Source organism: Paenibacillus xerothermodurans (assembly GCF_002220865.2).
Classification (GTDB): Bacteria; Bacillota; Bacilli; order Paenibacillales; family NBRC-103111; genus Paenibacillus_S; species Paenibacillus_S xerothermodurans.
In genome coordinates, this window is record NZ_NHRJ02000015.1 from 23,303 (window position 1) to 48,332 (window position 25,030).

The following is a 25,030-nucleotide window of genomic DNA, read 5'->3' on the forward strand; positions in this document are numbered from 1 at the left end:
ACTATAATTTGAACTAATAGTAAGAACAAGGTGATTCAAATGTCTGAAATAATCACTACACAGCAGATTGAACTCACTAAAATGATTGAGCGCTATTCAGAAAAGGACGGTGTTCACCACACTGCTATTCCGTCTTTATTTTTCATGCGTGTCTCGAATGCGGCTGCACAAAACCACGGAGTTTACAAGCCTTCCTTTTGTATGGTAGCAGGGGCGAAGGAGCTATGGCTGGGTCAGGAGCGCTTTAAATACAGTCCTGCCGATTACATTGTTGTATCCGTTCAGTTGCCAGTTATATCCCAAGTGACTGAAGCCACTCCAGATATTCCATATTTGGGTTTCAACAAGTCCAGAATGGGATTATTTTGGAGCAAATTCATAGAGACTTTAAAGAAATTACTGTCGTACACATAACTAGTCTATATCTAAGAAGAAAAGTCTTGATTGGAATTGTTGCTTACATGTCTCGTTGCTTTGGATGATAACAATGTCGACTTCTCCGGATCCTTCGATTTTGTTTTTTATAGAACCGGCAAAGCATCCATCGTATCAATAAGCTTACTTATAGATGTGATTTCTGAAGAGCTTTATATGGTCACTGCTGTCACTATGAGTGGATCTCCTCTTAATTATTTATCTTCAATCGCCAATAAGGTCAGAGTGGCACAAACAAAAACCGAGTGGAAGCGCCACTCAGCGTATGATCGAAAAGGTCGCCATTCTCGGTAACTTCACGCTAACATAAGATGTTTGCCTGCATTGTTTTTTCTACACGTTGGTTTCTGTCCTTTTCTCATGATTAGGAAGGCCTCTCTGAGATCTAGTGGCATGCTGGTGTAAACGGTCACTGATTTGTTATTGCACAATCCTCCAAAAAGTATAAAATACTCGTAAGAGCCACCGCAGTGAAAGAAAGGGAGTGTCTGATGCTCACTATGAAAATGCATGACGAAATCACAAGACAACAGCGGGAATTGGCAAGTCTCATTGCTCGCCATGCACCTACCGCTGGCAGCCACGAAACAGCTATTTCTGCTTTGAAACTGTTTCGGTATGATAGAGAATCACAACCAATTTATTCCGTGTATGACCCGGCTTTATGCATTGTCGCGCAAGGATCGAAATTAGTGATGCTAGGACCAGAGTGCTATCACTATAATCCAGCGTCGTACTTGGTTGCCTCTGTAAATCTGCCGATTACCGGTCAAATCAATCAGGCTGCACCTCAGCATCCTTACTTAAGCCTTCAGCTGAATTTTAGTACGGATCAAATCGTGGACATTATCAAGGCGTTTCCTTCCGAATGGGGTGACAAAGAAGGCTGGGGGCGCGGGCTGTTCGTTAGCCAAACGAGTGCTGCTTTGCTGGACGCAGTATTGAGGTTGGTTCGGCTTTTGGATACGGAGCGGGATATTCCAGTACTTGGTCCTCTCGTCATTCGTGAAATCCTTTATCGGATTTTGCAGGATGAACAGGGAGGGGCGTCTATCAGGCAGTTTGCCGTAGCGGGCAGCCATGCTGAACGGATCGCCAAAGTGATTAATTTCATAAACCGCGATTTCGCTAAGCCTCTCCGCATCGACGAGCTGGCAGCGGTCGCGAGCATGAGCCAATCTTCATTACATTTTCATTTTAAAGAGGTTACCGCGATGAGCCCTTTGCAATATCAAAAGCAAGTCCGATTGCAGGAAGCTCGTCGTTTATTGCTTTCCGATATACCGGAAGCGGCGAATGCCGGATTCCAAGTGGGGTATGAGAGCCCTTCCCAGTTCAGCCGTGAATACGCTCGAATGTTTGGTCTGCCCCCATTGAGCGATATTAAGCGTCTGCGAGAGTCTTTAGCTTACTAGTCCCGGCGGATGAAAAAGGAACAGCCGGTGATTGGCAAAACCGAGGGGGAAGTGAGGTTTCCCCCGAGTTTTTGTTGTTGAGGCTGACATTATTGACATAGGGCAACGGGGCATAGTACATACATATCACTGTTTTGATGTTGTGGTTGATGCGGGTTATGTAAAAATCATTCTCAGCGAAACGTAGAGTGGCAGTGGATGAGTCATAAACCATTTCTGAGGTTTTACTCGTTGACATACATAAGGGGGGTATAGTATATTTTGATTAAAGGCCACAGTGCCGAAACCGATCTGCAACCTATGCGGTAACGATAGATCGTGATGAAGATAGTAGTCTGTTTGAGATCAATTTAAGAAAAAATTATCGAGAAGCAGGGTTACGAAATCGGGTAAATACCAAAAATGGATCACGTAAGGTCCTTACGGAAAAGGTGAGTGCAATGAGCCAGTCCCAATCAAACAGTGCTAACAAGCAAGCAACGCTGCAAGTGACGGGTATGACTTGCGCAGCATGTGCCAACCGAATAGAAAAAGGGCTAACTAAGCTGGAGGGCGTTTCCCAAGCTAATGTAAACTTTGCACTTGAGCAAGCGACCGTTCAATTCGACCCGGCGAAGGTTGATATGTCCCGGGTAGAGCAGAAAATTAAGGATTTGGGGTATGGAACGGTCAAGCAATCCGCTGATTTTGACATTGTGGGAATGACTTGCGCAGCTTGCGCAGCCCGCATTGAAAAGGGGCTAAACAAGCTGGAGGGGGTCAACGCGACCGTCAATCTCGCGCTGGAAACCGCGCATGTGGAATATGCCCCATCCATGGTAAGCACCGCGGAGCTAATCAAGAAGGTTGAGCAGCTGGGATACAAAGCCACGCCGAAAACGGAAGCGCAGACGGATGGCGATCACCGGCAAAGAGAAATTCGTCATCAGCAATGGATGCTGATCATATCCGCCATCTTGACTTTCCCTTTGCTGTGGGCGATGGTCGGACACTTCTCGTTCACGGCATGGATCTGGGTACCGGAAATTTTCATGGAGCCTAGGTTTCAGTTTGCTTTGGCGACACCGGTCCAGTTTATTATCGGCGGCAGGTTCTACATCGGGGCGTTCAAAGCTTTACGCAACGGCAGCGCGAATATGGATGTGCTTGTGGCTCTCGGAACGTCAGCGGCGTATTTTTTCAGTCTGTATGCCACCATCTGGGATATTTCGTCGGCTCTGTACTATGAAACCAGTGCCGTGTTGATTACGTTGATCCTGCTCGGAAAGCTGCTTGAGGCGTTGGCCAAAGGGCGTTCCTCCGAAGCCATCAAGTCGTTGGTGGGTCTTCGGGCGAAAACAGCAACCGTCATTCGTAACGGTGAGGAAAAAGTCGTGCCGGTGGAAGACGTTGCGGTTGGCGATATCTTCTTAGTTAAACCAGGCGATAAAGTGCCGGTTGACGGTGTTGTTTTGGAAGGCGTGTCAGCAGTGGATGAGTCCATGTTAACCGGGGAGAGCATTCCGGTTGCGAAGCATCCCGGTGAACCGGTGATAGGGGCCACATTTAACAAAAACGGTGTTTTAAAGGTGCAGGCGACCAAGGTAGGAAAAGAAACTGCACTATCGCAAATCATCAAAGTTGTGGAAGAAGCACAGGGGTCCAAGGCTCCGATTCAGAGGGTCGCGGATGTGATATCCGGCATCTTCGTGCCGATTGTGGTCGGGATAGCCGCTATCACCTTCGTGATCTGGTACTTCGTCCTAGGGCCGGGCGATGTGGCTGAAGCTCTCGAGAATGCCATCGCAGTACTTGTCATTGCTTGCCCTTGTGCGCTGGGACTTGCGACACCAACGTCAATCATGGCCGGATCTGGCCGCGCCGCGGAACTAGGTATTTTGTTCAAAGGCGGGGAGCACCTGGAAAACACCCAGCGAGTGACAACAGTCGTGTTGGATAAAACAGGTACGGTAACTAAGGGGAAACCGCAGCTCACTGATTTACGTATCCACGAAGAATTCGAGGAGGCACAAGTTTTATCTTGGGTCGGTGCGGCGGAGAAGAATTCCGAGCATCCGCTGGCAGAAGCCATTGTTGCCGGCATCCGGGACAAAGGCATTGCCATGCCACCGACTGAGTCGTTCCAAGCGATCCCGGGGTATGGCATCACCGCCGTTGTGGAAGGCAGAAGCATTCTGGTTGGAACAGAGAAACTGATGGCTCAGAACGACGTCAACGTGGAGAAGGCGTTTGAAGAAATGGGCAAGCTGGAATCCGAAGGCAAAACCGCGATGCTGGTCGCAGTCGATGGCCGTTACGCCGGCATGGTGGCCGCCGCCGACACGATCAAGGAAACATCGAGACAAGCGATTGCCCGTATGAAACAGCTGGGCCTTGCGGTCATCATGATGACCGGCGACAACGAACGCACCGCCAATGCCATAGCACGCCAGGTGGGGATCGATCATGTATTGGCGGAAGTGCTTCCGGACGGCAAGGCGAATGAAGTGACGAAACTGCAACAAGCCGGGGAAAAAGTCGCCATGGTGGGGGACGGAATAAACGACGCCCCAGCACTTGCCACAGCGGATATCGGAATGGCGATCGGCACGGGGACGGACGTGGCCATGGAAGCCGCGGATGTAACTTTAATGCGCGGTGACTTAAACAGCATTCCGGATGCCATCTCAATGAGCAAGCAAACGATGCGGAACATCAAACAAAATCTGTTCTGGGCGCTGGCATACAATGTGGTCGGAATTCCGATTGCAGCGCTGGGCTATCTCGAACCGTGGCTTGCAGGAGCGGCGATGGCCCTGAGTTCGGTGTCGGTTGTGCTTAATGCCCTTAGATTACAGCACGTAGACAGAAAAGATAAGGAGAGCGAAGGTCACATGGGTCAACGGCAGTTTATTTTGATTGTATTGCTCGTTGTAATGACGTTCTTTGCAGGGTATGGTTTTGGTAAACAGGCGAATGTTCCAACGGTTGGTGATCAGTCGCGAGGGCAACAACCAATAGGCGGGCAGCAATCAGCAGCAGGACACGGACACGGCGGCTCTGATTCTCACGGAAGTCACAGCGAGAACACGAGCACGACGGCAACAAACGCGGTTTGGTCAACAGAGAATGCTGAAGCAGGGAAAGAGACTATCGTACGAATCAATATTCAGGAAGAAGCCGGTCAGCCGGTAGATAAGTTTGACATCGAGCACGAGAAATTGCTGCACTTGATCGTAGTGAGCAAGGATTTGTCATATTTCAACCATATTCATCCGGAATACAAAGGGAAGGGTGAATTTGTGATCACCAATAACTTCCCGTCCGGCGGAGAATACAAATTGATTGCCGATTACGTTCCTTCGAATGGAAGCAAAACGACAAAAACCGACTGGATCAAGGTCGCAGGTGCTTCTGCAGCGGCTATTCCTGTGACTTCGGATCAAAGCCATTCCAAAATTGTCGACGGTATTCAAGTTACTCTTCAGAACGATCATCCGGAAGCGGGGAAAGATTTTGAATTGAACTTCCAGCTCACCGATGCAGACACAAAAGAGCCCATCACGGATTTGGAGCAGTATTTGGGAGCTATAGGTCATGTGGTCGTTCTGAGTGAAGATACTGAGGAATATCTTCATGTTCATCCGGTTGATGAGAAGGCAACAGGGCCTGTCGCTGAGTTCATGACTAAATTCCCAAGCCCGGGAACGTATAAAATTTGGGGGCAGTTTCAACGAGAAGGAAAAGTGTTTACCGTGCCCTTCGTTGTTCAAGTTTCTTAAACATAGGCCGCCTCAGGCCGCCTCTGGCGGCCGTTTTCTTTTTTAAGCACGCACTTGTGGGCGGTATGAGCAAGCCAAGCATGTCACTCCTAAACTGTGATGCACCTAGCCAGTGCGGTGCACTTGAACACCCAGCGACGGGTACTGTATGATTTTTGATGGGCGCACAGCCAACCATTGGGGATGGTGATTCTGGGCCCAGTCGAACTCAGATCAGGGGGAGTCCAAGGAATGGATTGAGAAAATGCCGAACCGAGGAGAATGTCCGTTATATGCTAAAAAAGTGGCTAATCAGTCTTGGCTACGTGTCAGCCATTATCGTGATGATTATGTATAAAGATGAAGTCCTTCATTGGTTGGAGGCTGGCAGTGTAGATCTCGTGCTTGTATTTGGAATCGCTGTATTATTGGCTATGGTACCGGTGCTGCCCTACGGGGTGGTGGCAGGTGTAATCGGCGCAAAATATGGCCCCGTTGTCGGCGGTGCCCTAAACGTATTCAGTTCCACGTTCGCAGCTGCTCTGCTATTTTTGTCACTGAGGTTAATTTTTCAGGAGCAGGGGAAAAAATTTTTGGCTAAATATAAGCGTATAGATCAATTCACGCAGTTGATGGAACAACACGCGTTTGTCGCGGTTTTAACCGCCCGGCTTATTCCGTTTATACCTGCACTCGCAGTAAATGTGTATACCGCATTGAGCCGGATGAGTTTCGGCACCTTTTTTGCGGCCACCCTGATTGGCAAAATACCTGTAATGTTTGTGTTTGCCATCATTGGCGACCAACTTGTCTCCGATTGGCGGCAAGTGGCTTGGACAGCGCTGGGCTATGCTCTGTTTCTATTCTTAGTATGGATGCTCTATCGATCCTATCAAAAGCGGGCTGCCAACAAATCTAAGGCTGCTTAAACTTGTAACATTTGCTGCAGAAAAAATGCACCCCTAAGCAGGCATCGCATTAGCCAGGGGCTTTTTTACGATGTCTGTGCTGCAGGGTGCAGGTCGCGCGATGCCGCGGCCATTGTTTTGCTAAGCTGGAGAATTGGTCATCGCAATATTAGTGTTTTTCCGTTGGCAGTTGTCGAGACCTAGCATATTGTTCGCCGGGCAGTAGCGGAATGCTCCAGTCAGAATCGGAGCGAGCCCCAGCAGGCCCCACCAACGTCTATAATACAATCCCGATAGCATAATGGCGCCACCTATTGACATCCGTACAATGCGCTCCGTGTTGCCCACATTACATTTCACTCAAATCACCCCCGTCGTTATTTTGCCCCCGTCTCAGAGAAAATCACGATTCACACAGCTGCTCGCTCTTCCAGGGCGGTATTAAAAAACTGGCAAGTGAACGGTTATTCGTGTACATGTGTCAACAGTTGGTGCCGCAACCTGCGACAGTACTGCTTGACGGTCACAGGAAGGCCAGACACGCTGGCTCGTGCCACGCTGCATACGTGATACGAAGGCCTATAATCTGCCGACAAAAGGGCATATTAACTTATTGGCATCATAAGTTTTGCTCCCATATGAACTGGGGTAAAAACAATTATTGCACCGCGTGTGATTATCCGGTGAAGTATCGCGCTTGTATGACATTTTTACCCAATTTCTGTTTCGTCAAAGGGGGGCAATCATGATTAACGCAGGTATCGCTTCACATTCACAGCCGCTGGAGCAACACTCCGCCGGTGCTGCCATTTGTGGGATAGGCACAGCCGTGCCGGAGCATAGGTTTAGTCAAGATGACGCAGCCCGCCAGCTGGAACAAGCATTTGCCGAGCAGCCGGATGCCATGAGATGGATGAAGCGGGTGCTGCGGCAGTGCGGCGTCAAGACTAGATACACGTGTGAGCCCCGCCTGCTCAATTCATCTGATGCATCTGATACATACCGTTTCTTGCCGTCCACCGACGTTCCACCGCCGAATACCGAAGAGCGAATGCACATATATAAAAGGGAGTCGGTGCCGCTTGCGCTGCGTGCGGCGCGTGAGGCGTTGGAAGACGCCAACACCGCTCCCGACCAAATCACTCATCTGATCACGGTTAGCTGCACCGGACAGTTTCTGCCGGGACTTGACGCCGAGGTATGTTGGCAGCTTGGCCTGTCCCCGACGGTCAACCGGATTCCGCTGACCTATCTTGGCTGTGCGGCGGGATTGAAGGCGATCGGGCTGGCTCACGATCTATGCTTAGGCGCCCAATCCGCGAAGATACTGGTTGTATGTGTGGAGCTGTGTACGCTCCATATCCAGCCGTCAAGCCGGCGGGAGGATCTGTTTGCCGCATCTTTTTTCGGGGATGGAGCATCGGCCTGCGTCGTCGGGGCGGCATCCAGCTCAGGGCGCAAAGGTTCGTTTCGGCTGGGGAGCGGGCATTCATCTCTTCTGCCAGGTACGGCCAAGGCGATGACATGGGACGTAGGCAATTATGGATTCAAGCTCTACCTATCGCCTGACATCCCGAAGCTGCTCGGTGCCAGCCTGTTATCGGAGATATGCCGTTTGCCGGGCGGGGATGCGCCCCCTGAGTTGTGGGCTATCCATCCTGGAGGCCGAGGGATTGTTGATGCCATCCAGGCCGTATGCGGACTTACTGACGACCAAACCCGCTTCAGCCGGAATGTCCTGCTGCAGTATGGAAACTTGTCATCTGCTACGATTCTTTTTGTTATGCATGCGATGCGGGAGGAGCTATCGCTTGCCGGTGCGGGCCCCAAAAGCGGTCTGGCGCTGGCGTTTGGTCCTGGCCTTACAGCGCAACTGCAAACACTGACGTATGTTCCACCCGCCTATCAGTCAGAGGTGCTTGAACATGGAGCGTAAAATACCGGATTTAAGCCGACGGGCGAGCGCCGCCGAGCTCATGGATGACTTCTCACAGGGAGGCTCGGAGCTTCGGGAGGCGCTCAGCCATCTCCGGCGGTTGAACCGTATATTTAGCGCGGCAGGTCCCTGCTTATACGGTCTCAAACGGCTGTGGCGGTATGCCGGCAAGCCGCAAAAACTGACCATTCTTGATGTCGGGGCAGGATCCGGAGATGTCAATCGGCGAATTCTTCGATGGGGTAGCAGCCGCGGAGTGAACTTAAGCATCACACTGGTTGACCTGACCGAAGAGTCATGTGAGGAGGCGCGTCTATTGTTTCGCCGTGAGCCCCGCGTGCAGGTGGAGCAGCGCAGCGTGTACGATCTGCCCGGGAATTGCGCAGACATTGTGACCGGGTCGCAGTTTCTGCATCATTTTGATGAGAATGAGCTGCCTGGAGTGACTGCATCGATGCTAAAGGCGGCGAGATTGGGAGTCGTTGTAAGTGACATCCACCGGCATTGGCTGGCATGGACCGCGGTATGGTTGGCCACTCGTGCCGTATCTGCAAACCGGTACATTCGGCATGACGGTCCGCTATCGGTGGCGAAAGGTTTTCGCGCCGAAGATTGGAACCGGCTAAGGGACGATCTAGGCACGACGGGGTTATCTTACTCGTGGAGGCCGATGTTTAGATATGCCGTCGTGATTCCGAAGGATGTCACCTAGGCAGAGGGGAGATGAGGCGGTTGGGCAAGCTGTGGGACGCCGTAGTCATCGGAGCGGGCATTGCCGGCAGCAGTTTGGCGAAGCGATTAGCGGATAGGGGGTGGTCAACGATGCTGCTGGATCGCGACACATTCCCCCGTATAAAAGTATGCGGTGAATTTCTGTCCCCGGAGAGTCAAGCGATGCTCGAGGAGCTGGGTCTCTACGGCACGGTCCGCTCCCTTGAGCCAAGCACTATCTCAACAGCCCGCCTTGTTGCGCGACATGGTAAAATAGTAGATGTTCCGCTTCCTGGTATCGCCTGGGGCATTAGCCGTTATTCGCTTGATGCCGCTCTGTTGGATTCGGCAAGGAGGGCAGGAGCAGAGCTAAGCACCGGGACCACCGTTATCGGCGTTCGGCAGGCGGGAATGTACTACGAGGTTGAGACGCGGCGGGGCGGACAACAAGAACTGCTCCAAGCACGGACGGTGTTTGCTGCATGGGGCGGCCGCCGCCGAAGAGGGCTTCTGCCCGATGATCTTAGCCAAACAGATGCTCCCAATCGAACCCCGGGCAAGGGGCGGACAACCTACGTCGGCATAAAATGCCACCTCACAGGCATGCGACCGGTTTCTGCCGTTGAACTTTATGTCTGCGCAGGCGGCTACGTGGGACTAAATAGCGTCGAAAACGGGGTGGTGAATGCAGCAGCCCTATTCACGAAGGATTCGGTACATGGGCTGGGTTCCGCGGTGCCGGTTATTTTGGAGGCGGCGGCCCGCAGTAACCCGATACTGGCAGGGCGGCTGACACCGGCAGAGCCGGCAGAGGGCACCGAGGCGGCTCTGGCCCCGGTCACACTATCGGACAGGCCTCAGCCCTGGCAGACAATCCCTCATCTCGGTGATGCCGCTGTGGTGGTTCCGCCGCTGTGTGGCGATGGCATGTCTATGGCTCTTCGCTCGGTGCTCTTATGTGAGCCGCTCACAGATCAGTATCTGAGGGGCCGCCTTTCGCTGCAAAAATGGCAGCAGCAGTATACGGCGGCAGTGCTTGCGGAATTTACCGGCCCGCTCCGGTGGGGGCGGCTAACGCATGCCCTTTGTTTTGCGCCAATTGCCGGCCGTTTGGCCTGGGCGGCGGCAAGGATGGCTCCTGGGCTGGCATCGATGCTGGTTCGTGCCACACGCTTGCGGGAGAGCAGCCGGTAACAACAATTTAGTTATCGGGATGCCAAGAAATAGGTTGATTTTTTCGCAGGCGGTTTGTTCTCTCTCCGTTGAGCGGCAAAATCATCGCGTACCTGTAGTGCTGGGCATTGATTCACGCTGGTACTGTGGAATATGGCACCTGCAGTGCTGGGCATCAGTCTCGCTAGTGCTGTGGAATATGGTGCTCCCCTCCACCGTAACAGCGATGAGTCCCGATGGCATTACGCTACTCTGAGATAACATTGCCGGTCAATGCGTGCACGATGACCGTTCTTGTTTGCGGCGTGGGCCGACTGTAGTGAAATTGTATCACATAGACCAGTGGAATCCCTTTTCTTGTCGGCATGTACTGCATCGTTACTTCCCGCTGTGCCGCCGCTTCTAGTGGAGCTCCAAGCGCCGCGGTTGCCGCGGCTAGGGCTTGCTTTTCCGAGAGCACCGCAAACAATGGCCGATTAAACAATTGCTTATGCAATTCCGGGTGAATGGCGCCCCTTACCTGGCGGACAACGCCCTGCTTATCGATGTGTACGATGAGTTCATCGCCATAGACGGGCGTACCGAAAAGCACATGCTGCACACGGATGTGACTGGCGCCGCCGAGGGTGTTCCGCACTTCAATGATTTTCAGTTCATCGTGAGGGTGATTCAGTCCGTACACTGTTTTTAGACGGCTTAACACACCTGCCGCGATCCACCCAGGAGAGTGATTGGAGGGCGCGGTCAATTTTCCTCTCAGCAGGGTCGGCGTCCGCAAGCTGTGATTCCATTCTACTTCGACGCGACCGCCGTTCGTCCGGGTAAATTGATCAAGGGCTTCACGCACGTCGTGCCTCGCAAGCGGCTGTGCGTCTGACAACTGTACATCAAGCGAGGACGAGCGATAGTTCTCCGACGATTGATAGCCCAGTGCGATTGAATCCTCACCGATCCCTGATAGCATTAAAGCCATGAAAAATGGTACGCTGAAAGCGGTCATCTGCAATCCCCCCGCGTATAGAATATTCCTATTATTGGGATACTTTTTCCATATAATTCAGACCTTGGGCGGTTTTGTGACAGCAGAGTGATGTCTCATTTACTTTAGGCAGAAAAAAATGTATGATGTTAACCATAATAATTCACTATGTTAACTACATATAGGAGATTTAACGGAGGAGCCTGTCACCAAGGGGCTCTTTTTGCTTTTGCACGCAAATCCAGCGGCAATGGCAGCGAATATGTAACTATACCGTGGTATTTAGACCGCAGTATGGTCATAATCTTAACATGCTAGGGGAGAGCATTATGGAGCAGCAGGCAATTTTAGCAATCGGCATTTTCTTAATTATTTATGCGCTGATTATTTCTGAAAAAATCCACCGTACCGTCCTGGCGATGATCGGGGCAGTTTTAATGATTGTCCTGGGAATCGTGGATCAAGAAACAGCACTGCATCACGTCGACTTTAATACGCTTGGACTTCTGGTGGGTATGATGATCATCGTAGGCGTGACGGCGGAGACCGGGCTATTCAAGTATGTGGCATTGAAAGCAGCCAAAATGGCGAAAGGCAATCCCAAAAGGATTATGGTCTTGTTAGTGCTTATCACCGCTTTCGCTTCCGCATTCCTCGATAATGTCACTACTGTGCTGCTCATGGTGCCGGTGACTTTCAGTCTCACAAGACAGCTGCGTGTTAACCCGATACCTTTTCTTATCACGCAAATTATCGCTTCGAACGTCGGTGGTACCGCGACACTGATAGGCGATCCGCCTAACATTATGATAGGCAGCGCAGTGGAAGAGTTAACGTTTATGGCGTTTATCAACAATTTGGCACCTATTGCCGTTATCATTGTGCTGGCCTATTTACCGCTGTTTCTTATGATGTTTGGCAAGCAAATTAAATCCACACCTGAGCTGCAGCGCAGCATCATGGATATGGATGAGACCGGTATCATCACCGACCGCAATTTGCTGAGGAAGTGCCTGATTGTGCTGGGACTTACCATCTTGGGCTTTTTCCTGCATCAGGCTCTGCATCTAGAATCCGCTACAGTCGCATTAACCGGCGCGTTCATTCTGCTTCTCATCACCGGTGAACACATGCTGGAAAAGGCGTTTCGCAGCGTGGAGTGGATTACGATTTTCTTCTTTGTAGGCTTGTTCGTGCTTGTCTCGGGCCTAGTTGAGACCGGGGTGATAGCGAGGCTCGCAGCCCAAGCGATCGAAGTGACCGGAGGTGATCTGTTGACCACTTCCATGTTAATCCTCTGGATGAGTGCAATCGCATCTGCGTTTCTTGACAACATACCGTTTGTCGCGACGATGATTCCAATGATACAGGAAATGGGCAACATGGGAGTGACAAATCTGGAGCCGCTTTGGTGGAGCCTGGCTTTAGGCGCGTGCTTGGGCGGCAATGGTACGCTCATTGGAGCGAGTGCGAATTTAATTGTCGCAGGGCTGGCTGCCAAGGAGGGATATCCACTGACCTTCGTGCGGTATCTGCTATACGCTTTTCCATTGATGATTCTGTCCATTATATTATCGAGTATTTATATTTACGTACGATATTTAATGTGAGGAAGGGACGTGGGATTCATGCTGAAGTATACGTTCGATGACAAAATGATCGAGCTTAGTGAATCGCCGAACGAAAATGATTTCGAGTTCCGCATTCGTCTGGTGGGGGACACCCAACAGCTTAAACAACGACTGCAGGCCGTGCAACGTGATTTTGAAAATAACGATCTCGTAACGGATGTTTTGTCCTATCTGTACTTAAACGGCGAGTACCGGATCATCGTTAGACATGATTTCTATGTGGATTTTATTCTTGCAATGATGAAGCATCGACTGCTGTTAAGCGTAGCATGGGAATAATTTGACGCTGGGCTGCACCACGCCGGGGGCTTTATGCGCTCGCCCGTGACAGCGCGCATGCGATGCGATTCTGGATTCTGCAACCCAGATTGAGATGCTCCATGCGATTGCTGTGGCAATCGGCCAATCGCCGAGCTATGTCGCGGTGCCACAAGGGCCCGCTGCTGCCATGCTCGGGGGGCAGAAGGTTTACCGCCGCGCACCACCTTATAATTGAATTTGGTTTACGCTGGAAGAGCCTGTCACCAGAGCCGGACGCATTGCATGAGCGGTTATGGTGTGACGGGCTCTTTTTGTATTTGTTAAGCTGCGTGAGATATATCGAGAATTAAAACGGTAAAAGAGTCACCACCTGCGTGTTGGTTGCCAGCCTTTTTTTTGTACTAGGGGATCGATGTTTAATTTTTTCGGATGAAATTCCGCCAGAAGGTAATGTTATTAAAGGGAGATTTACAGCAAACTGCCCTTTGCTTAAAATTTCCAATTATATATTTTCATAAAAACAAGAGAAAATACTGACAATAATAATGGCTTCTAACGGATGAGGAAAAAATTCTCCTAGAAGCACTAAAAAAAGGAGGGAAGACCATGAGCATGAGCTATCCACAGCCTCCTCCGCGAACAATGGGAGACGGTGCGAATACTTACGGCAGGGGCGGCAGCGCGGGACTATACCGCGGCTATCAGCCAATCGGCCTGGTGCCATCGGTGTACCAACGATTCCGCCAAGGTAGCTCGTTTTACGGTCAGGGAAACATGGGCCAAACGGGTGCACGAGCCGTTGACGGAGCTACCATGGACGGGAGGATGATGGGCGCAGGGGCAGGAAGTGGACTAGCGAGATTCGGTACGGGTGCAATGAACGGAATGACGGCTGGCGGCACATATGGTGGTGCCATGGGCGCCACTGCGATCAATGGATCAATAGCTGGACAAACATACAGAGGAGGAATAAATGCAATGGCAATGGACGGAAATATGGCACGCGCATATGCTGGAGCAATGGGCACCGGCATGGGTATTGGAATGGATGGCGGCATGGCCGGCGGAGCAATGGGCGCTGGCATGATGGATGGCGGCATGGCTGGCGGAGCAATGGGCGCTGGCATGATGGATGGCGGCATGGCCGGCGGAGCAATGGGAGCTGGCATGATGGATGGTGGCATGGCCGGCGGAGCAATGGGAGCTGGCATGATGGATGGCGGCATGGCTGGAGGAGCAATGGGCGCTGGCATGATGGATGGCGGCATGGCTGGCGGAGCAATGGGCGCTGGTATGATGGATGGCGGCATGGGCTATGGCGGTTACGGCCGTGCAGGTGCTATGGGTGGCGGCGCGATGGGCGCAGGTGCCATCGGAGCAGGTGGAGTTGGAGCAGCTGGCATGGGCGGCGCAGGATTTATTGGTGCCGGTATGTACAACAACTTCAATGGTGCTATCCGCACAAGCTTGTTCGGCGGGGAGACCAGAAACTCCAACACAGGTGACCTGGAAGGCGGACAATACTGGCGCATTGGACCTACTCTTCCATACCATATGCCTAACTACCGTGGTAACCGTCTTGGACATGACCAAGACTTGCGTGGAGACTCCACTCGTCCCGCACAACGTGGCGGCAGCGCGTTCTTTGGCCGCGAAGGTTTCGTTGGCGGCGTGAACCCTGAAGCACAAGAAGACGGAGCACCTTACGCTGCACCTCCTAGCCGGGCTCGCGGTATCGCAAGCGGACTGCGCAGAATGGATGGCATGGGCGGAGGAATGGCTACCGGCCTAATGGGTAACGGTGCCACTGCTGTCGGCGCAGACATGATGCGCACAGCTCAAGCAGGCGCTGCTCTGCTGGACGGAGGCATGGGCGCAGGAATGGCTGGCGGAGCTATGGGCGGCGGAATGGCCGGCGGAGCTATGGGCGGCGGAATGGCTGGCGGAGCTATGGGCGGCGGAATGGCCGGCGGAGCTATGCGCGGCGGCATGGGCATGATGGATGGTGGAATGGCTGGCGGAGCTATGGGAGCAGGCGCAATGGGCGGCGCTGCCATGGGCGGAATGGCTGGCGGAGCAGGCGGAATGAACCGCGCAGTTCCTGGCGGAGCATACGGTACCGGCTACTTCGCAATGGACGGCGGCATGGACCGCAGAGCCATGGGAGCTCCTCCTATGGATGGCGGCATGGGCGCTGGCATGGCCGGTGGCGGCATGGCCGGTGGCGGAATGGCTGGCGGAGCAATGGGAGCAGGCGCAATGGGCGGCGCTGCCATGGGCGGAATGGCTGGCGGAGGAATGGGAATGGCTGGCGGACAACAGTACGGCACCGCGGCTGGATTGAACCCACAATTCCAAATCGTTCCATACCGCAGCTTCATGCCCGATGGCTACTTCTGAGTCACAAGTTATCCGGGGTTCAATTCGGATAAAGCTGCCAGCGGGCTGACTATATATCAGCCCGCTGCTTTTTTATGGGCAACGCCATAGTAGGAATCTTCACTCCCGCTTTGCTGCCCCAACCTGACTTGCAGAAAAAAAATTGAGGTTGAAAGCTTTTAACACCGGGGAATTTCGCGACGCGCTGCAGACAAGAAAGCACAGGGGACGTGCACCAACAAGCGCGGAACCATGCGTACAATGAAGCCGGTATATCCGCTGTGCCGACGCTTACCATAGGTCAGCAAGTGGTAAAAGGCATCCAGAGTGCACAGACGTTGGAGAAGATCATTCAACAGCAATCGAACAAATAGAGCAGTGCGGACGAAACGATCGAAGCGGGGTCTGCGGAATAGACGGCCGCTGGCTGATCAGGCGTTAGCAGTATCATGGTGGAGCACAAGCTGCCCAATTAATCTGTATGGTTTAATACAATAACAAATCGTCTCACCTGTGAGTACTATGCGAAGATAGTACTTTTTTTGCTGTATGCCTGCGAATAAAATGGAATTATTAACCAACAATGTCAGTGGAGGGCGACAGATGAACGATTTCAGGGATCGGCTGTTATTCATCCGGGATAATCAGAACCGTTTGATGAAGGAGTATGAAGCGTTAATCGATGCGTACGAGTCCAATGACATCATCCATGACAATGTGAAGCTCCGACAGCAGTACGAGGATTACAAATTCCGTTGGACCGAGCTGCAGGCCAAATATAAACAGAAGGAAGAAGAGAATGTCAAGCTGCGCGCGTCGCTGATGGAACGAATGCTCGACGAAAAGTTGAGCATCCTCGCTGCATCACATGAAAAACTGGACACGTATTTCGCCGCACAGTCGGCAGCTCATTCCAATCGGCTTCACACATTCGAGCAGCAGGCAACACATGACATCGACCATCTCTTCCGTGAAGCCTCCAGCCGGTTGAACGGGCAGCAGACAGAGATTATACAGAAATTAGAACAACTTTCGGCCGACTTGAATCAGAAAATTGCTGCACACCGTAAGCGTATGGCGGAAGAAGAGATGCGGGTGCAAGCCAGGGTGGGGCATGGACTACAGAGCCTTGCTGCTGAAGGCATAAGTGAGGAGACGGCCGAGCGCCGCATAAAACAAAATCAAATCGAGATGAAAATCGGATTGAATTGGATAAACAAGCTTGGCATACTGCTCATCGTTATAGGTGTGGGTGCCGCATTCAAGTATTCCTACTCGACTTGGTTTAGCGGACATATGAAAGGATTGGCCTTTTTTCTGCTGGCGGCGCTGATGCTTGCGGGAGGAGAGTGGTTTTTTCACAAAAATAGACAGACCTTTGCACTAGGTTTACTTGGCGGCGGAATCTCCGTATTCTACGGGTCCATTTTTTACAGCTATTTTTTGCTTGATATCATCAACATATATGTCAGCTTCGCGCTGTCGGTAATCGTCACGGCAGGGGCAGTCCTGTTATCGCTCCGATACCGTTCTCGGACAATTTGCTCATTAGGTCTGGTCGGAGGATATTTTCCGTTTTTTTCATATGTGGGCACATTTGGGCTCGATGGCAGTGCCGTCTACGCCGCGATGGGATATCTCTTCCTGCTTAATCTGCTCATCTTACTTGTTTCTCTGAGGCAGCGTTGGGTGGTCGTGAACTATATCAGCTTTCTGTTCCATGCCCCTTCGATGGTAGCGCTCGTGCTGCTGGCACATAGTGAAGCGGCAGGTATGTTGTATTCGGCGCTCATATTCGTCATGTATCTTGGTATCACCTTGTACTATCCGATGAAGCACCAAACCAGGCTGTCCGGCTGGGATGTGACATTACTTGCACTAAGCACGGCGACCAGCTGTGGAATGCTGCATGTGTTGTTTGGGAAAGCCGGATTGGAGGACTTTAGGGGATTGCTGGCGCTGATTTTTTGTATGGTGTATTTCGGCCTCGGCAGAGCTGCGCAAAGAGTGATACCGCAGGAAAAGCCGACACGGGTGCTGTTTTACGCTACTTCGCTGACGTTTGCCGTTCTCATGATACCGTTCCAATTTAGCAGCAGTTGGCTGTCGACGGGATGGCTGGTGGAGGGCGTGTTGTTGATCATTTATGGCGGTTTGTACCGGTACAAACAATTGGAGCGGGGCGGATGGGGTATTTTGCTGCTGTGCTTATTGGCGTTTTACTTGTGGGACATCCCGACGGAATTGCTGCGTTATTATGACAACGTTAATTTTAATGTAAAATTCAGCTCGATCGTTTTAGGTACACTCGGCGTTTCCGTGTTTTATGCTCTCAGAGCAAAGCAAACTGCTGAATCACACACAGTCACGGCGGCATCCAACAGCTTGACGGAGCTTCGGGTAATTACCGTGTTCAAGTATTTCTCTGTGGTCAATGCATGGTTTTACCTCCTATATGAGGGCGGACGGCTGTACAATGCAGCGGTGCCGGTCGGGTTTTCGCACTATGACTTCTACGAACGGTTGTACATGGCATTCGTCTCGATCGCTCTCGCATACACGCTGAGCAAAACCAGAGTGCTGTACGACCGTGTGGTGAAGTATTACTGTGCTTTTCTGTATGCGATGAGTTACTTGATATGCCAGTACATGACTTTGAATATTCCCACGCTCGAACCTCGTTACTCGTACAACACAGCGGCAAATTATATCGCGCTTGCCTTGCTTCTCGGCTTCAATGTATACGTGTGTTTCAGCGGGCGCCGGCTGCTGATGGCTTTCCTGCGTCGGCACCGCCAGAGCTTGGAGATGTATCCAATCCTCATGGGAGTTTACTTATTCGCTATAGTAACTGTGTTTATTGATGTGCAATTACGTATGGGCGCAATGAAGCTGCTTTTCAGCTTGACCTATTTGTTCCTGGCAATTGGTTATATCATGTATGGCTTCCGGAAGCATTACATCTACATTCGGCGGTTGGGCCTTGCGATTACGCTGTTCGCTACAGGCAAACTTTTCTTGTATGATCTGAGTTACTTGTCCACCAGCAGCAAGATTATGGCCTACTTCTGCTTCGGACTGGTGCTGCTCGGGATTTCATTTGTATATCAAAAAGTATCGGCCAGACTGGACGAAACCCACGATACACAAAGAAAAACGGACGCCAAAGGCTAACACCGCTTTGACGGTCCGAGTAGTCACAGCCCACAGCCGGCAGCCCGAAAAAACTGAGGGCCCGAGTAGGCCGCAGCCGACAGCTCACAGCCCGAAAACCGGTCTGCAGGCTGACACAGCGTCGCGGCGCCATGCAGCCGCGCGGGGCGGCGTACTAGCCAGACCAAGTCATTTAGGAGCGGGGTTCACGGCGACAATCTGCCGTCCCGCCCCCTTTTTCAGTGGCCGGTGTTAAATGAAGCCCGCCCACTCTACGTGAACGTAATCTCCATCCTCATCTACGTCGGGCGCTAACTCCTCCGCCTCATCTAGTTCAATATCCTCCGGGAAATCGCTAGGCTCTAGTGTCACTGGAATCCCTCCTGCAAAATTTAGTAGATCATCCATAGGTTAACCCCATCCGGCATTTTTATTTATATCTGTATAAAAAACAGTTGGAGAATACATAAGGTGTGTAGTAAGATATGTGAAGTTTATTTCGATAAGCGAATTCAATAGGAAAGAAGCGTTTTGTATGGTGGAAAGAATCAGTAAATTCGTAGGCGGTACGTTTTCGGTATGGGTTATCGTGTTTGCCATATTCGGATTTTTCGCTCCGCAGCTGTTTGTCGGCTTAAAAAATCACATCTCATTGTTATTGGGCATAGTGATGTTCGGGATGGGGCTCACTCTATCGTCGGCTGACTTTCGGGAAGTATTTCGCCGCCCTATGGATGTCGTCATCGGGGTGATCGGACATTATTTGATCATGCCGGGTCTTGCATTCGTGCTGGCAGTCGCGCTTAAGCTGCCGCCTGAAATCGCAGTCGGTGTCATTCTGGTTGGCAGCTGCCCCAGCGGTACCGCGTCCAACGTTATGACTTTTCTTGCGAAAGGCGACGTCGCGCTAGGCGTATCCATTGCGTCGGTTTCTACCTTAATCGCGCCTTTGGCGACGCCTGCAATTATTTCACTTTTGGCGGGTCAGTGGATGGACATTAACACGGAGTCGCTATTCATGGACATTATCAAAGTTGTGATCATTCCGATTTTGCTCGGCGTCATTGTGAAGGCGCTGTTCAAAAAGCAGGCGGAGGCTAGTGTCAAGGCTCTGCCTCTCGTCTCAACCGTTGCTATTGTGCTGATTGTAGCTATCGTGGTCGCGCTCAACAAGGGAAAAATTATCGAAACAGGCGCACTCATTTTTCTTGTTGTCATTTTGCATAACGGCTTAGGTTTTGTGTTGGGCTACTTCTTTGCCAAACTATTTGGCATGAACCTTGCGAAGCGAAAAGCCGTGACTCTCGAGACAGGCATGCAGAATTCCGGCCTTGGCGCGGCCTTGGCGGCTGCGCATTTTAATCCGCTCGCCGCAGTACCAAGTGCGATATTTAGTGTGTGGCACAATATTTCAGGCTCGATCTTAGCGACATGGTTTGCGAAGCGAGAGGACGGCGCTAAGAATTGAATATGATGTGATACTCATCTCATCTGCGGCCAGGCCGCCCGTTGTTCTTATCCTTACATCAGTTGATAGTCGGAGGCATAACACCTTGCCGATGCGACAAGGGAGACGAATAACGGGCGGCTCTTTTCATGTTGTGCTCGCGACCTCACTTTTGTGCGGATAGCGAATCGCCGATGGCAGCGCTTTTATTTCGTACACGCAACGTTCACAATTTGCTTATAGCTTTTTGTCGAATTGAGGCGTAAAATGACGGAGGAATAGCAAAAATTTGGCAGGGGATAAGCTACAAGTATGCCACCATTAACTTAGGCGAAAACCGCCGTGGCGGTGGCCTCGAGCGGTACACCTTCTTGGGGAGAAAAGTTTAAAGCAGAGTCTATTCAGTGGTATAATAAACATATCACTTTGACCGACACACAACATGGGTGGGAAGCTTGAATAGCACATGGCCTTACCGTATTAAGAGGTAGGTGATAGAATGCAAGAACAAAACGAATTTGTAGGCCATCTTGCTGAATTGAGAAAACGTTTGGTTTATGTGATCGTGTGGTTTTTTATCACTTTATGCGCAGGATTATATCTGTCACCAAACATTTTGACGTTTATTAAATCCCAGCCGGCAGCAGTGAACATTGTTTGGAACGTGTTTTCATTGACAGACGGTATGTTTATTTACATGAAATGTGCTTTTGTTTTTTCAATTCTATTTACTCTGCCTCTGGCACTCTATCACATATGGGCTTTCGTCAAACCGGGATTGACGGAAAGGGAGGCGAAGGGTACATTAACCTATGTGCCCCTGTCTTTTCTGCTTTTTGTCATGGGACTGTCTTTCAGTTATTTTGTCGTGTTTCCTATGATGATCTCGTTTATGGGGAAACTGAACCAGAGCATCGGGGCCGTCGAAACGTACGGGATCGACCGCTATTTCTCCTTTATGTTTAATGTCATTTTCCCTATGGGAATCGCTTTCGAAATGCCGGTGGTGATCTTGTTTTTAACCAAGCTCGGTTTGCTCACTCCACAGCGTCTGCGACAAGTGAGGAAATACGCATATCTGGTGCTCGTTATCGTAGGTTCTTGTATTTCACCGCCTGATTTTGTATCACATATAGCTGTTACCATTCCGCTGATTTTATTGTTTGAGTTAAGCATCGTTGTGTCGGGCTGGCAGTTGCGCAAACGTGAGAATGCGATGAATTCATAGTTCAACGATAGGAGGTGTAAACATAATGTCCAACATTGGGATCCCAGGCTTGATTCTGATTTTAATCATTGCACTCGTTGTTTTCGGCCCGGCAAAACTGCCGCAGCTGGGAAGAGCCGTAGGCGACACGCTGCGTGAGTTCCGCAACTCGACCAAAGGTGTAGTGGATGACATTACGGAAGACGTAAAAGGTGAGAAGAAAGAAGATGAGCAAAAGAAGTAACAGTTGAGCACCGTTGGAGGAAAAAGACCCTGTCGCGTCCATTCCATTCGTGTCTCACACAAATTTTGTCCAATTAGTCATAAACAGCGTTTTAACCTCATATATTTTGTCTAAGATTGTATTAATGACAGAAATGGGGTCCAAACCACATGTATTATTGCATCCAATGTGCGGCGATTCACGCAGCGAACGGGTCTGACAAGGAGATTATTTTTCAAAGCGGTTTTCACTATGTCGCAGGCCAACGATATCATGCAGGCGTATGTCAGCTCGAGGTTCATGTGCCTGAGATACAGCACACCACGCACACGACAGCGACCGCATAACATATGCGAGTGCACACGCCAGGCAGAGAAAAAACGGAGTTCGTACATCATGTACGGCTCCGTTTTTGCTGTCCGAGTTGATTAATATGCCGTACCACCAGCGTTGGCTTAACCCTTTTTGCTGATCAAGTTGAGGTATTGCGGATTCCCAGTCCTGACCCATAGCAAGAAATTGAGACGGTTATGTATGATGGCTGCATTGATTTTTTGAACGATGAGTTGATCTTTCACGTGCTGTCACCTCCCCCGAAGCGTGTTGCAGTTCCTCATTCGCACCTACTACCCATCATGGTCAAATATGTGGCAAGCTAAACCTCCTTTTTTTTGAATATGACTGGGCCATAGGCTGTTTCTATCAAATTTATTCAATTTATGTCTTAGACGCAGGGGTGGGTTGGAGTTATAGTACAGATATCGCATGAAGAAGTGCTTCCTATACAGAGAGGACGCTGGAGCTATGGTTCATACGGTTTTTTCAACGCTGTTCCAAGTCATTGTCCCGCTGTCCATACCGGTCATTGTGGGCGCGGTGCTTGGGCGCTTTAAGAGCTGGGATACCAAGCCGCTGTTAACGCTGTATTTGTACTTTTTGAGTCCTGCAATCATATTGGACACACTGTTGACCGCGCAAATATCTTTTGGGGACGTGTACAAAACAATTGGATTTTCGCTGCTAAATCTTATGTTCCTATGGGCTATCGCGAATGCAGTGGGCAAACTGCTGAAGCTGGCTTCGCCCGAGACCGCCGGCCTGACCCTGGTATCCACGCTGACCAACAGTGTCAATTACGGACTTCCGCTTGTGCTGTTGGCGTTTGGACAGCTGGGATTGGACCACGCTTCCGTATATGTGATAGGCCAAATGATCATCGTACACACGGTTGGGGTATATTTTGCGGCACGTTCCCAGTTTTCGGTCAATAATGCCGTGAAGTCGATATTCTCACTGCCTGCTATTTACGCGGCCATTGTGGCCGTTGTGTTTCGGGCCTCTGATCTTCACCTGCCTGCCGGCGTTGAACAGGGCGTGTCCATGGTAGCCGCCGCATACTCCCCGGTGGTGCTGGCGGTGCTGGGAGCGCAGATGGTGAGCGTGAAAAGATCTGAGCACCATCGTGCGCTGCAGACAACGTTTTGGACCGGCATGGGTGTCCGGTTGGTGCTGGCACCGGTTATCGCCTGGTGCGTATTGCGTATTCTTGATGTCGAGGGACGCTGTTTGCCGTCCTGTTGATCCTCTCCGCGATGCCTGTCGGAGTCAATGCCGTGGTTCTCGCAGAGAGATGCAATGCGGCACCTAATTTTGTGTCGAAATGCATTCTCTGGTCCACGCTGGCGTCTTTTGCCGTACTGCCATTTCTGATTGTGCTGGTGAAGTGATCGCCCGATGTTACCCGAAGCGCTGTGCCCCACAAACAAAATAGGCAGACAAGGGAGTTGACCCCGTCTGCCAGTGATATCAATAAGTATTATAAATGCCTTCGCACTCCTCTGCTTCCGGTTCATAGAAGCAGTGCCGCTTGAACCGTCCTACGAACGGCTGGTTGTACCAAGTCTGCGGGCAATCGCCCGGCGGCCTGAAATACCACAGGCTGAATCGAGCAGGCCATACTCGCTCGCCGTTCACGGCCCTGCGCGCCAGCCGTCTGTCGCGTTCCCTCGCTTTTTGATAAAAATAGCTGTGCTGCGTCGCCTCGAATGCATGGGGCTGGTACACCATTTGCGGTATGGTTCGTAACCCTCGAAAATCGGAACAATTGGCGCGGATACGGTTAATCCCCACGACTCCCACCATCAGCATGCCCTGTGGGCCTTCGCCCTCCGCTTCTGCCCTCAGCAGTCGCGCTAACAGAGCAATGTCCTGATCTCTGGCCTTGACAACCGCCATCATTTTCACCTCCTTGCATTCTTAATCATGTCATGCGGCTCTCTGATTGCCCTCTACGGTTGCGCTGTTGTGGGAAATGATTTGCCGGGCTCACCGTAGGTTCGATCTGAGTCAGCGTGTTGTTCACGGTATTCATGTTTACGATGGCCCCAATAGGGACAGAGGCTTTATACACGCCATGTGCTGCGGTGAGATTGGTCATCAGCGGCTTGCCGAGCGGCACGACGAAGTTATTGATTAGCTCTTCATAGGAAACGCCGTAAGCCGCCGGACAGCCCGTGCATTGCCCCATAATAATTCCGATGCAGTCATCGAACTTCCCCGCCAGGCGCAAATGATTCATGAACCTGTATACTCTATTCGTCGGCTCATGTGTTTCTTCGATCAGCAGAATCCTCCCTCTGGTATCAATCTCATAGGGCGTACCTAATGTATCGACGAATGATGTCAGATTGCCTCCGACGACCGGTCCCGTGACGTTGCCCGGCACCCGGCTTACCTGCGGTATGTCCGGCGGGTTTTCTATCCGCCTATTCACGCTCAATGTGGACGTTGCAGCAAAAAATTGATTAAAATTATACGGCGGCGTGTCCGGTCGAAAATCAATCAACATCAAGCTCTGAAGCGTAATCAGGTTGGCGTACTGGTATAGAACGTTCAACAGTATCGTAATATCGCTATAGCCCGATATCAGCTTCGGATTCCGTCGGATGCGCTCATAATTTAGGTGAGGCAGAATATCGGCTACGCCCACCCCGCCTCGCGTGGGCAGAATCAATTTAACCTGCGGATTTTCAAACATATCCATCAAGTCACGAGCCCTCTGTTCGGCGGTTCCCGCCAAAAACCCGTTACTGGCATACACATACCGTCCCAATATCACATTAAAACCCAGGTTCCTCAGATACGCCACGCGCTCATTAATGACTTCCGCATCCAATGGACTGCCGAGAGTGACAATCCCGATTGTGTCTCCCCGCTGCAGCATAGGCGGCCGAATAGCCATAAGTGTACCCTCCTCCCAGAAAAATCATAGGCGAATCCAATGCTCTGACTCAGTTTGCCAAGAGTATGCAAGCTCACTTTTTCCAATCACATGAGCACAGTGCTATGTCATCCTATGCGCCTCTTACGCAAAATAATGACACTCTGTTGAAAAATATCATCGATTCATGTCCGATTTTCACCTGGCTGTTT

General features: G+C 51.1%; 19 protein-coding genes and 3 pseudogenes. 17 read left to right on the forward strand and 5 right to left on the reverse strand.

The window, feature by feature from the left end; genetic code table 11:
- Positions 1-39 precede the first annotated feature (39 nt).
- The 4 genes and pseudogenes from CBW46_RS17645 to CBW46_RS17660 all read left to right on the forward strand — a co-directional run bounded on the left by CBW46_RS17645 (position 40) and on the right by CBW46_RS17660 (position 6,519).
- Positions 40-414 carry an AraC family transcriptional regulator gene (locus CBW46_RS17645; protein ID WP_089201294.1) on the forward strand — a complete coding sequence of 125 codons (375 nt, stop codon included), beginning with the start codon at positions 40-42 and terminating at the stop codon, positions 412-414.
- Positions 415-926: 512 nt separating this feature from the next.
- Entirely contained in the window at positions 927-1,850 is a 924-nt protein-coding gene (locus CBW46_RS17650; protein ID WP_089201295.1) for an AraC family transcriptional regulator, read from the forward strand.
- Between the two features lie 440 nt (positions 1,851-2,290).
- Positions 2,291-4,693 (forward strand): annotated as a pseudogene (locus CBW46_RS17655) (heavy metal translocating P-type ATPase); the annotation flags it as partial.
- Between the two features lie 1,190 nt (positions 4,694-5,883).
- Positions 5,884-6,519 carry a TVP38/TMEM64 family protein gene (locus CBW46_RS17660; protein WP_165842364.1) on the forward strand — a complete coding sequence of 212 codons (636 nt, stop codon included), beginning with the start codon at positions 5,884-5,886 and terminating at the stop codon, positions 6,517-6,519.
- A gap of 120 nt (positions 6,520-6,639) precedes the next feature.
- On the opposite strand, the gene CBW46_RS17665 is transcribed toward CBW46_RS17660, so the two are convergent.
- Positions 6,640-6,858 carry a YgaP family membrane protein gene (locus tag CBW46_RS17665; protein WP_089201298.1) on the reverse strand — a complete coding sequence of 73 codons (219 nt, stop codon included), beginning with the start codon at positions 6,856-6,858 and terminating at the stop codon, positions 6,640-6,642.
- A 385-nt stretch (positions 6,859-7,243) separates the two neighbouring features.
- Here CBW46_RS17665 and CBW46_RS17670 point away from each other — a divergent pair, with 385 nt between their 5' ends.
- Genes CBW46_RS17670 through CBW46_RS17680 form a run of 3 tightly spaced genes read left to right on the forward strand, consistent with a single transcriptional unit; the run spans position 7,244 to position 10,339 of the window.
- Positions 7,244-8,434, forward strand: a complete 1,191-nt coding sequence (locus CBW46_RS17670; RefSeq protein ID WP_207802320.1) for a type III polyketide synthase — start codon at positions 7,244-7,246, stop codon at positions 8,432-8,434.
- Positions 8,424-9,146 carry a methyltransferase domain-containing protein gene (locus CBW46_RS17675; RefSeq protein WP_089201299.1) on the forward strand — a complete coding sequence of 241 codons (723 nt, stop codon included), beginning with the start codon at positions 8,424-8,426 and terminating at the stop codon, positions 9,144-9,146. The genes CBW46_RS17670 and CBW46_RS17675 overlap by 11 nt, the downstream gene beginning before the upstream one ends.
- A gap of 20 nt (positions 9,147-9,166) precedes the next feature.
- On the forward strand, positions 9,167-10,339 hold the full coding sequence (locus CBW46_RS17680; RefSeq protein ID WP_089201300.1) for an NAD(P)/FAD-dependent oxidoreductase: 1,173 nt from the start codon (positions 9,167-9,169) through the stop codon (positions 10,337-10,339).
- A gap of 226 nt (positions 10,340-10,565) precedes the next feature.
- Here the strand turns inward: CBW46_RS17680 and CBW46_RS17685 are convergent, their stop codons facing one another.
- Positions 10,566-11,318, reverse strand: a complete 753-nt coding sequence (locus CBW46_RS17685; protein WP_089201301.1) for a PepSY domain-containing protein — start codon at positions 11,316-11,318, stop codon at positions 10,566-10,568.
- 308 nt (positions 11,319-11,626) lie between these two features.
- On the opposite strand from CBW46_RS17685, the gene CBW46_RS17690 reads away from it, so the two are divergent.
- From CBW46_RS17690 to CBW46_RS22380, 9 genes and pseudogenes are all read left to right on the forward strand, one after another.
- A complete protein-coding gene (locus tag CBW46_RS17690; protein ID WP_243633382.1) occupies positions 11,627-12,907 on the forward strand; it encodes an ArsB/NhaD family transporter in 1,281 nt (426 codons plus the stop codon).
- Between the two features lie 9 nt (positions 12,908-12,916).
- Positions 12,917-13,207: a hypothetical protein gene (locus tag CBW46_RS17695; protein ID WP_165842365.1), complete on the forward strand. Its 291-nt coding sequence runs from the start codon at positions 12,917-12,919 to the stop codon at positions 13,205-13,207.
- Positions 13,208-13,795: 588 nt separating this feature from the next.
- Positions 13,796-15,589 carry a hypothetical protein gene (locus CBW46_RS21430; RefSeq protein WP_165842366.1) on the forward strand — a complete coding sequence of 598 codons (1,794 nt, stop codon included), beginning with the start codon at positions 13,796-13,798 and terminating at the stop codon, positions 15,587-15,589.
- A 203-nt stretch (positions 15,590-15,792) separates the two neighbouring features.
- Positions 15,793-15,942: pseudogene (locus tag CBW46_RS17710) on the forward strand (hypothetical protein); the annotation flags it as partial.
- Positions 15,943-16,171: 229 nt separating this feature from the next.
- Complete coding sequence (locus tag CBW46_RS17715) at positions 16,172-18,742, forward strand: DUF2339 domain-containing protein (protein WP_089201305.1); 2,571 nt, start codon at positions 16,172-16,174, stop codon at positions 18,740-18,742.
- A 514-nt stretch (positions 18,743-19,256) separates the two neighbouring features.
- Entirely contained in the window at positions 19,257-20,189 is a 933-nt protein-coding gene (locus CBW46_RS17720; RefSeq protein ID WP_089201306.1) for a bile acid:sodium symporter family protein, read from the forward strand.
- 478 nt (positions 20,190-20,667) lie between these two features.
- Complete coding sequence (tatC, locus tag CBW46_RS17725) at positions 20,668-21,396, forward strand: twin-arginine translocase subunit TatC (protein ID WP_089201307.1); 729 nt, start codon at positions 20,668-20,670, stop codon at positions 21,394-21,396.
- Positions 21,397-21,418: 22 nt separating this feature from the next.
- The gene (tatA, locus tag CBW46_RS17730; protein ID WP_089201308.1) at positions 21,419-21,619 is read left to right on the forward strand and encodes a twin-arginine translocase TatA/TatE family subunit; all 201 of its coding nucleotides are present in this window, start codon (positions 21,419-21,421) and stop codon (positions 21,617-21,619) included.
- A 149-nt stretch (positions 21,620-21,768) separates the two neighbouring features.
- Positions 21,769-21,945 carry a DUF3973 domain-containing protein gene (locus CBW46_RS22380; protein WP_111361088.1) on the forward strand — a complete coding sequence of 59 codons (177 nt, stop codon included), beginning with the start codon at positions 21,769-21,771 and terminating at the stop codon, positions 21,943-21,945.
- A 108-nt stretch (positions 21,946-22,053) separates the two neighbouring features.
- On the opposite strand, the gene CBW46_RS22100 is transcribed toward CBW46_RS22380, so the two are convergent.
- The gene (locus tag CBW46_RS22100; protein ID WP_279386471.1) at positions 22,054-22,176 is read right to left on the reverse strand and encodes a hypothetical protein; all 123 of its coding nucleotides are present in this window, start codon (positions 22,174-22,176) and stop codon (positions 22,054-22,056) included.
- Between the two features lie 226 nt (positions 22,177-22,402).
- Between CBW46_RS22100 and CBW46_RS17740 the strand changes: the two are divergent.
- Positions 22,403-23,325 (forward strand): annotated as a pseudogene (locus tag CBW46_RS17740) (AEC family transporter).
- Between the two features lie 79 nt (positions 23,326-23,404).
- Here the strand turns inward: CBW46_RS17740 and CBW46_RS17745 are convergent.
- Together CBW46_RS17745 and CBW46_RS17750 are read right to left on the reverse strand one after the other, a co-directional pair.
- Positions 23,405-23,833, reverse strand: coding sequence for a cell wall hydrolase (locus tag CBW46_RS17745; protein WP_089201309.1), 429 nt, complete (start codon positions 23,831-23,833; stop codon positions 23,405-23,407).
- A gap of 25 nt (positions 23,834-23,858) precedes the next feature.
- On the reverse strand, positions 23,859-24,839 hold the full coding sequence (locus CBW46_RS17750; protein ID WP_089201310.1) for a S66 peptidase family protein: 981 nt from the start codon (positions 24,837-24,839) through the stop codon (positions 23,859-23,861).
- Positions 24,840-25,030: the final 191 nt, after the last annotated feature.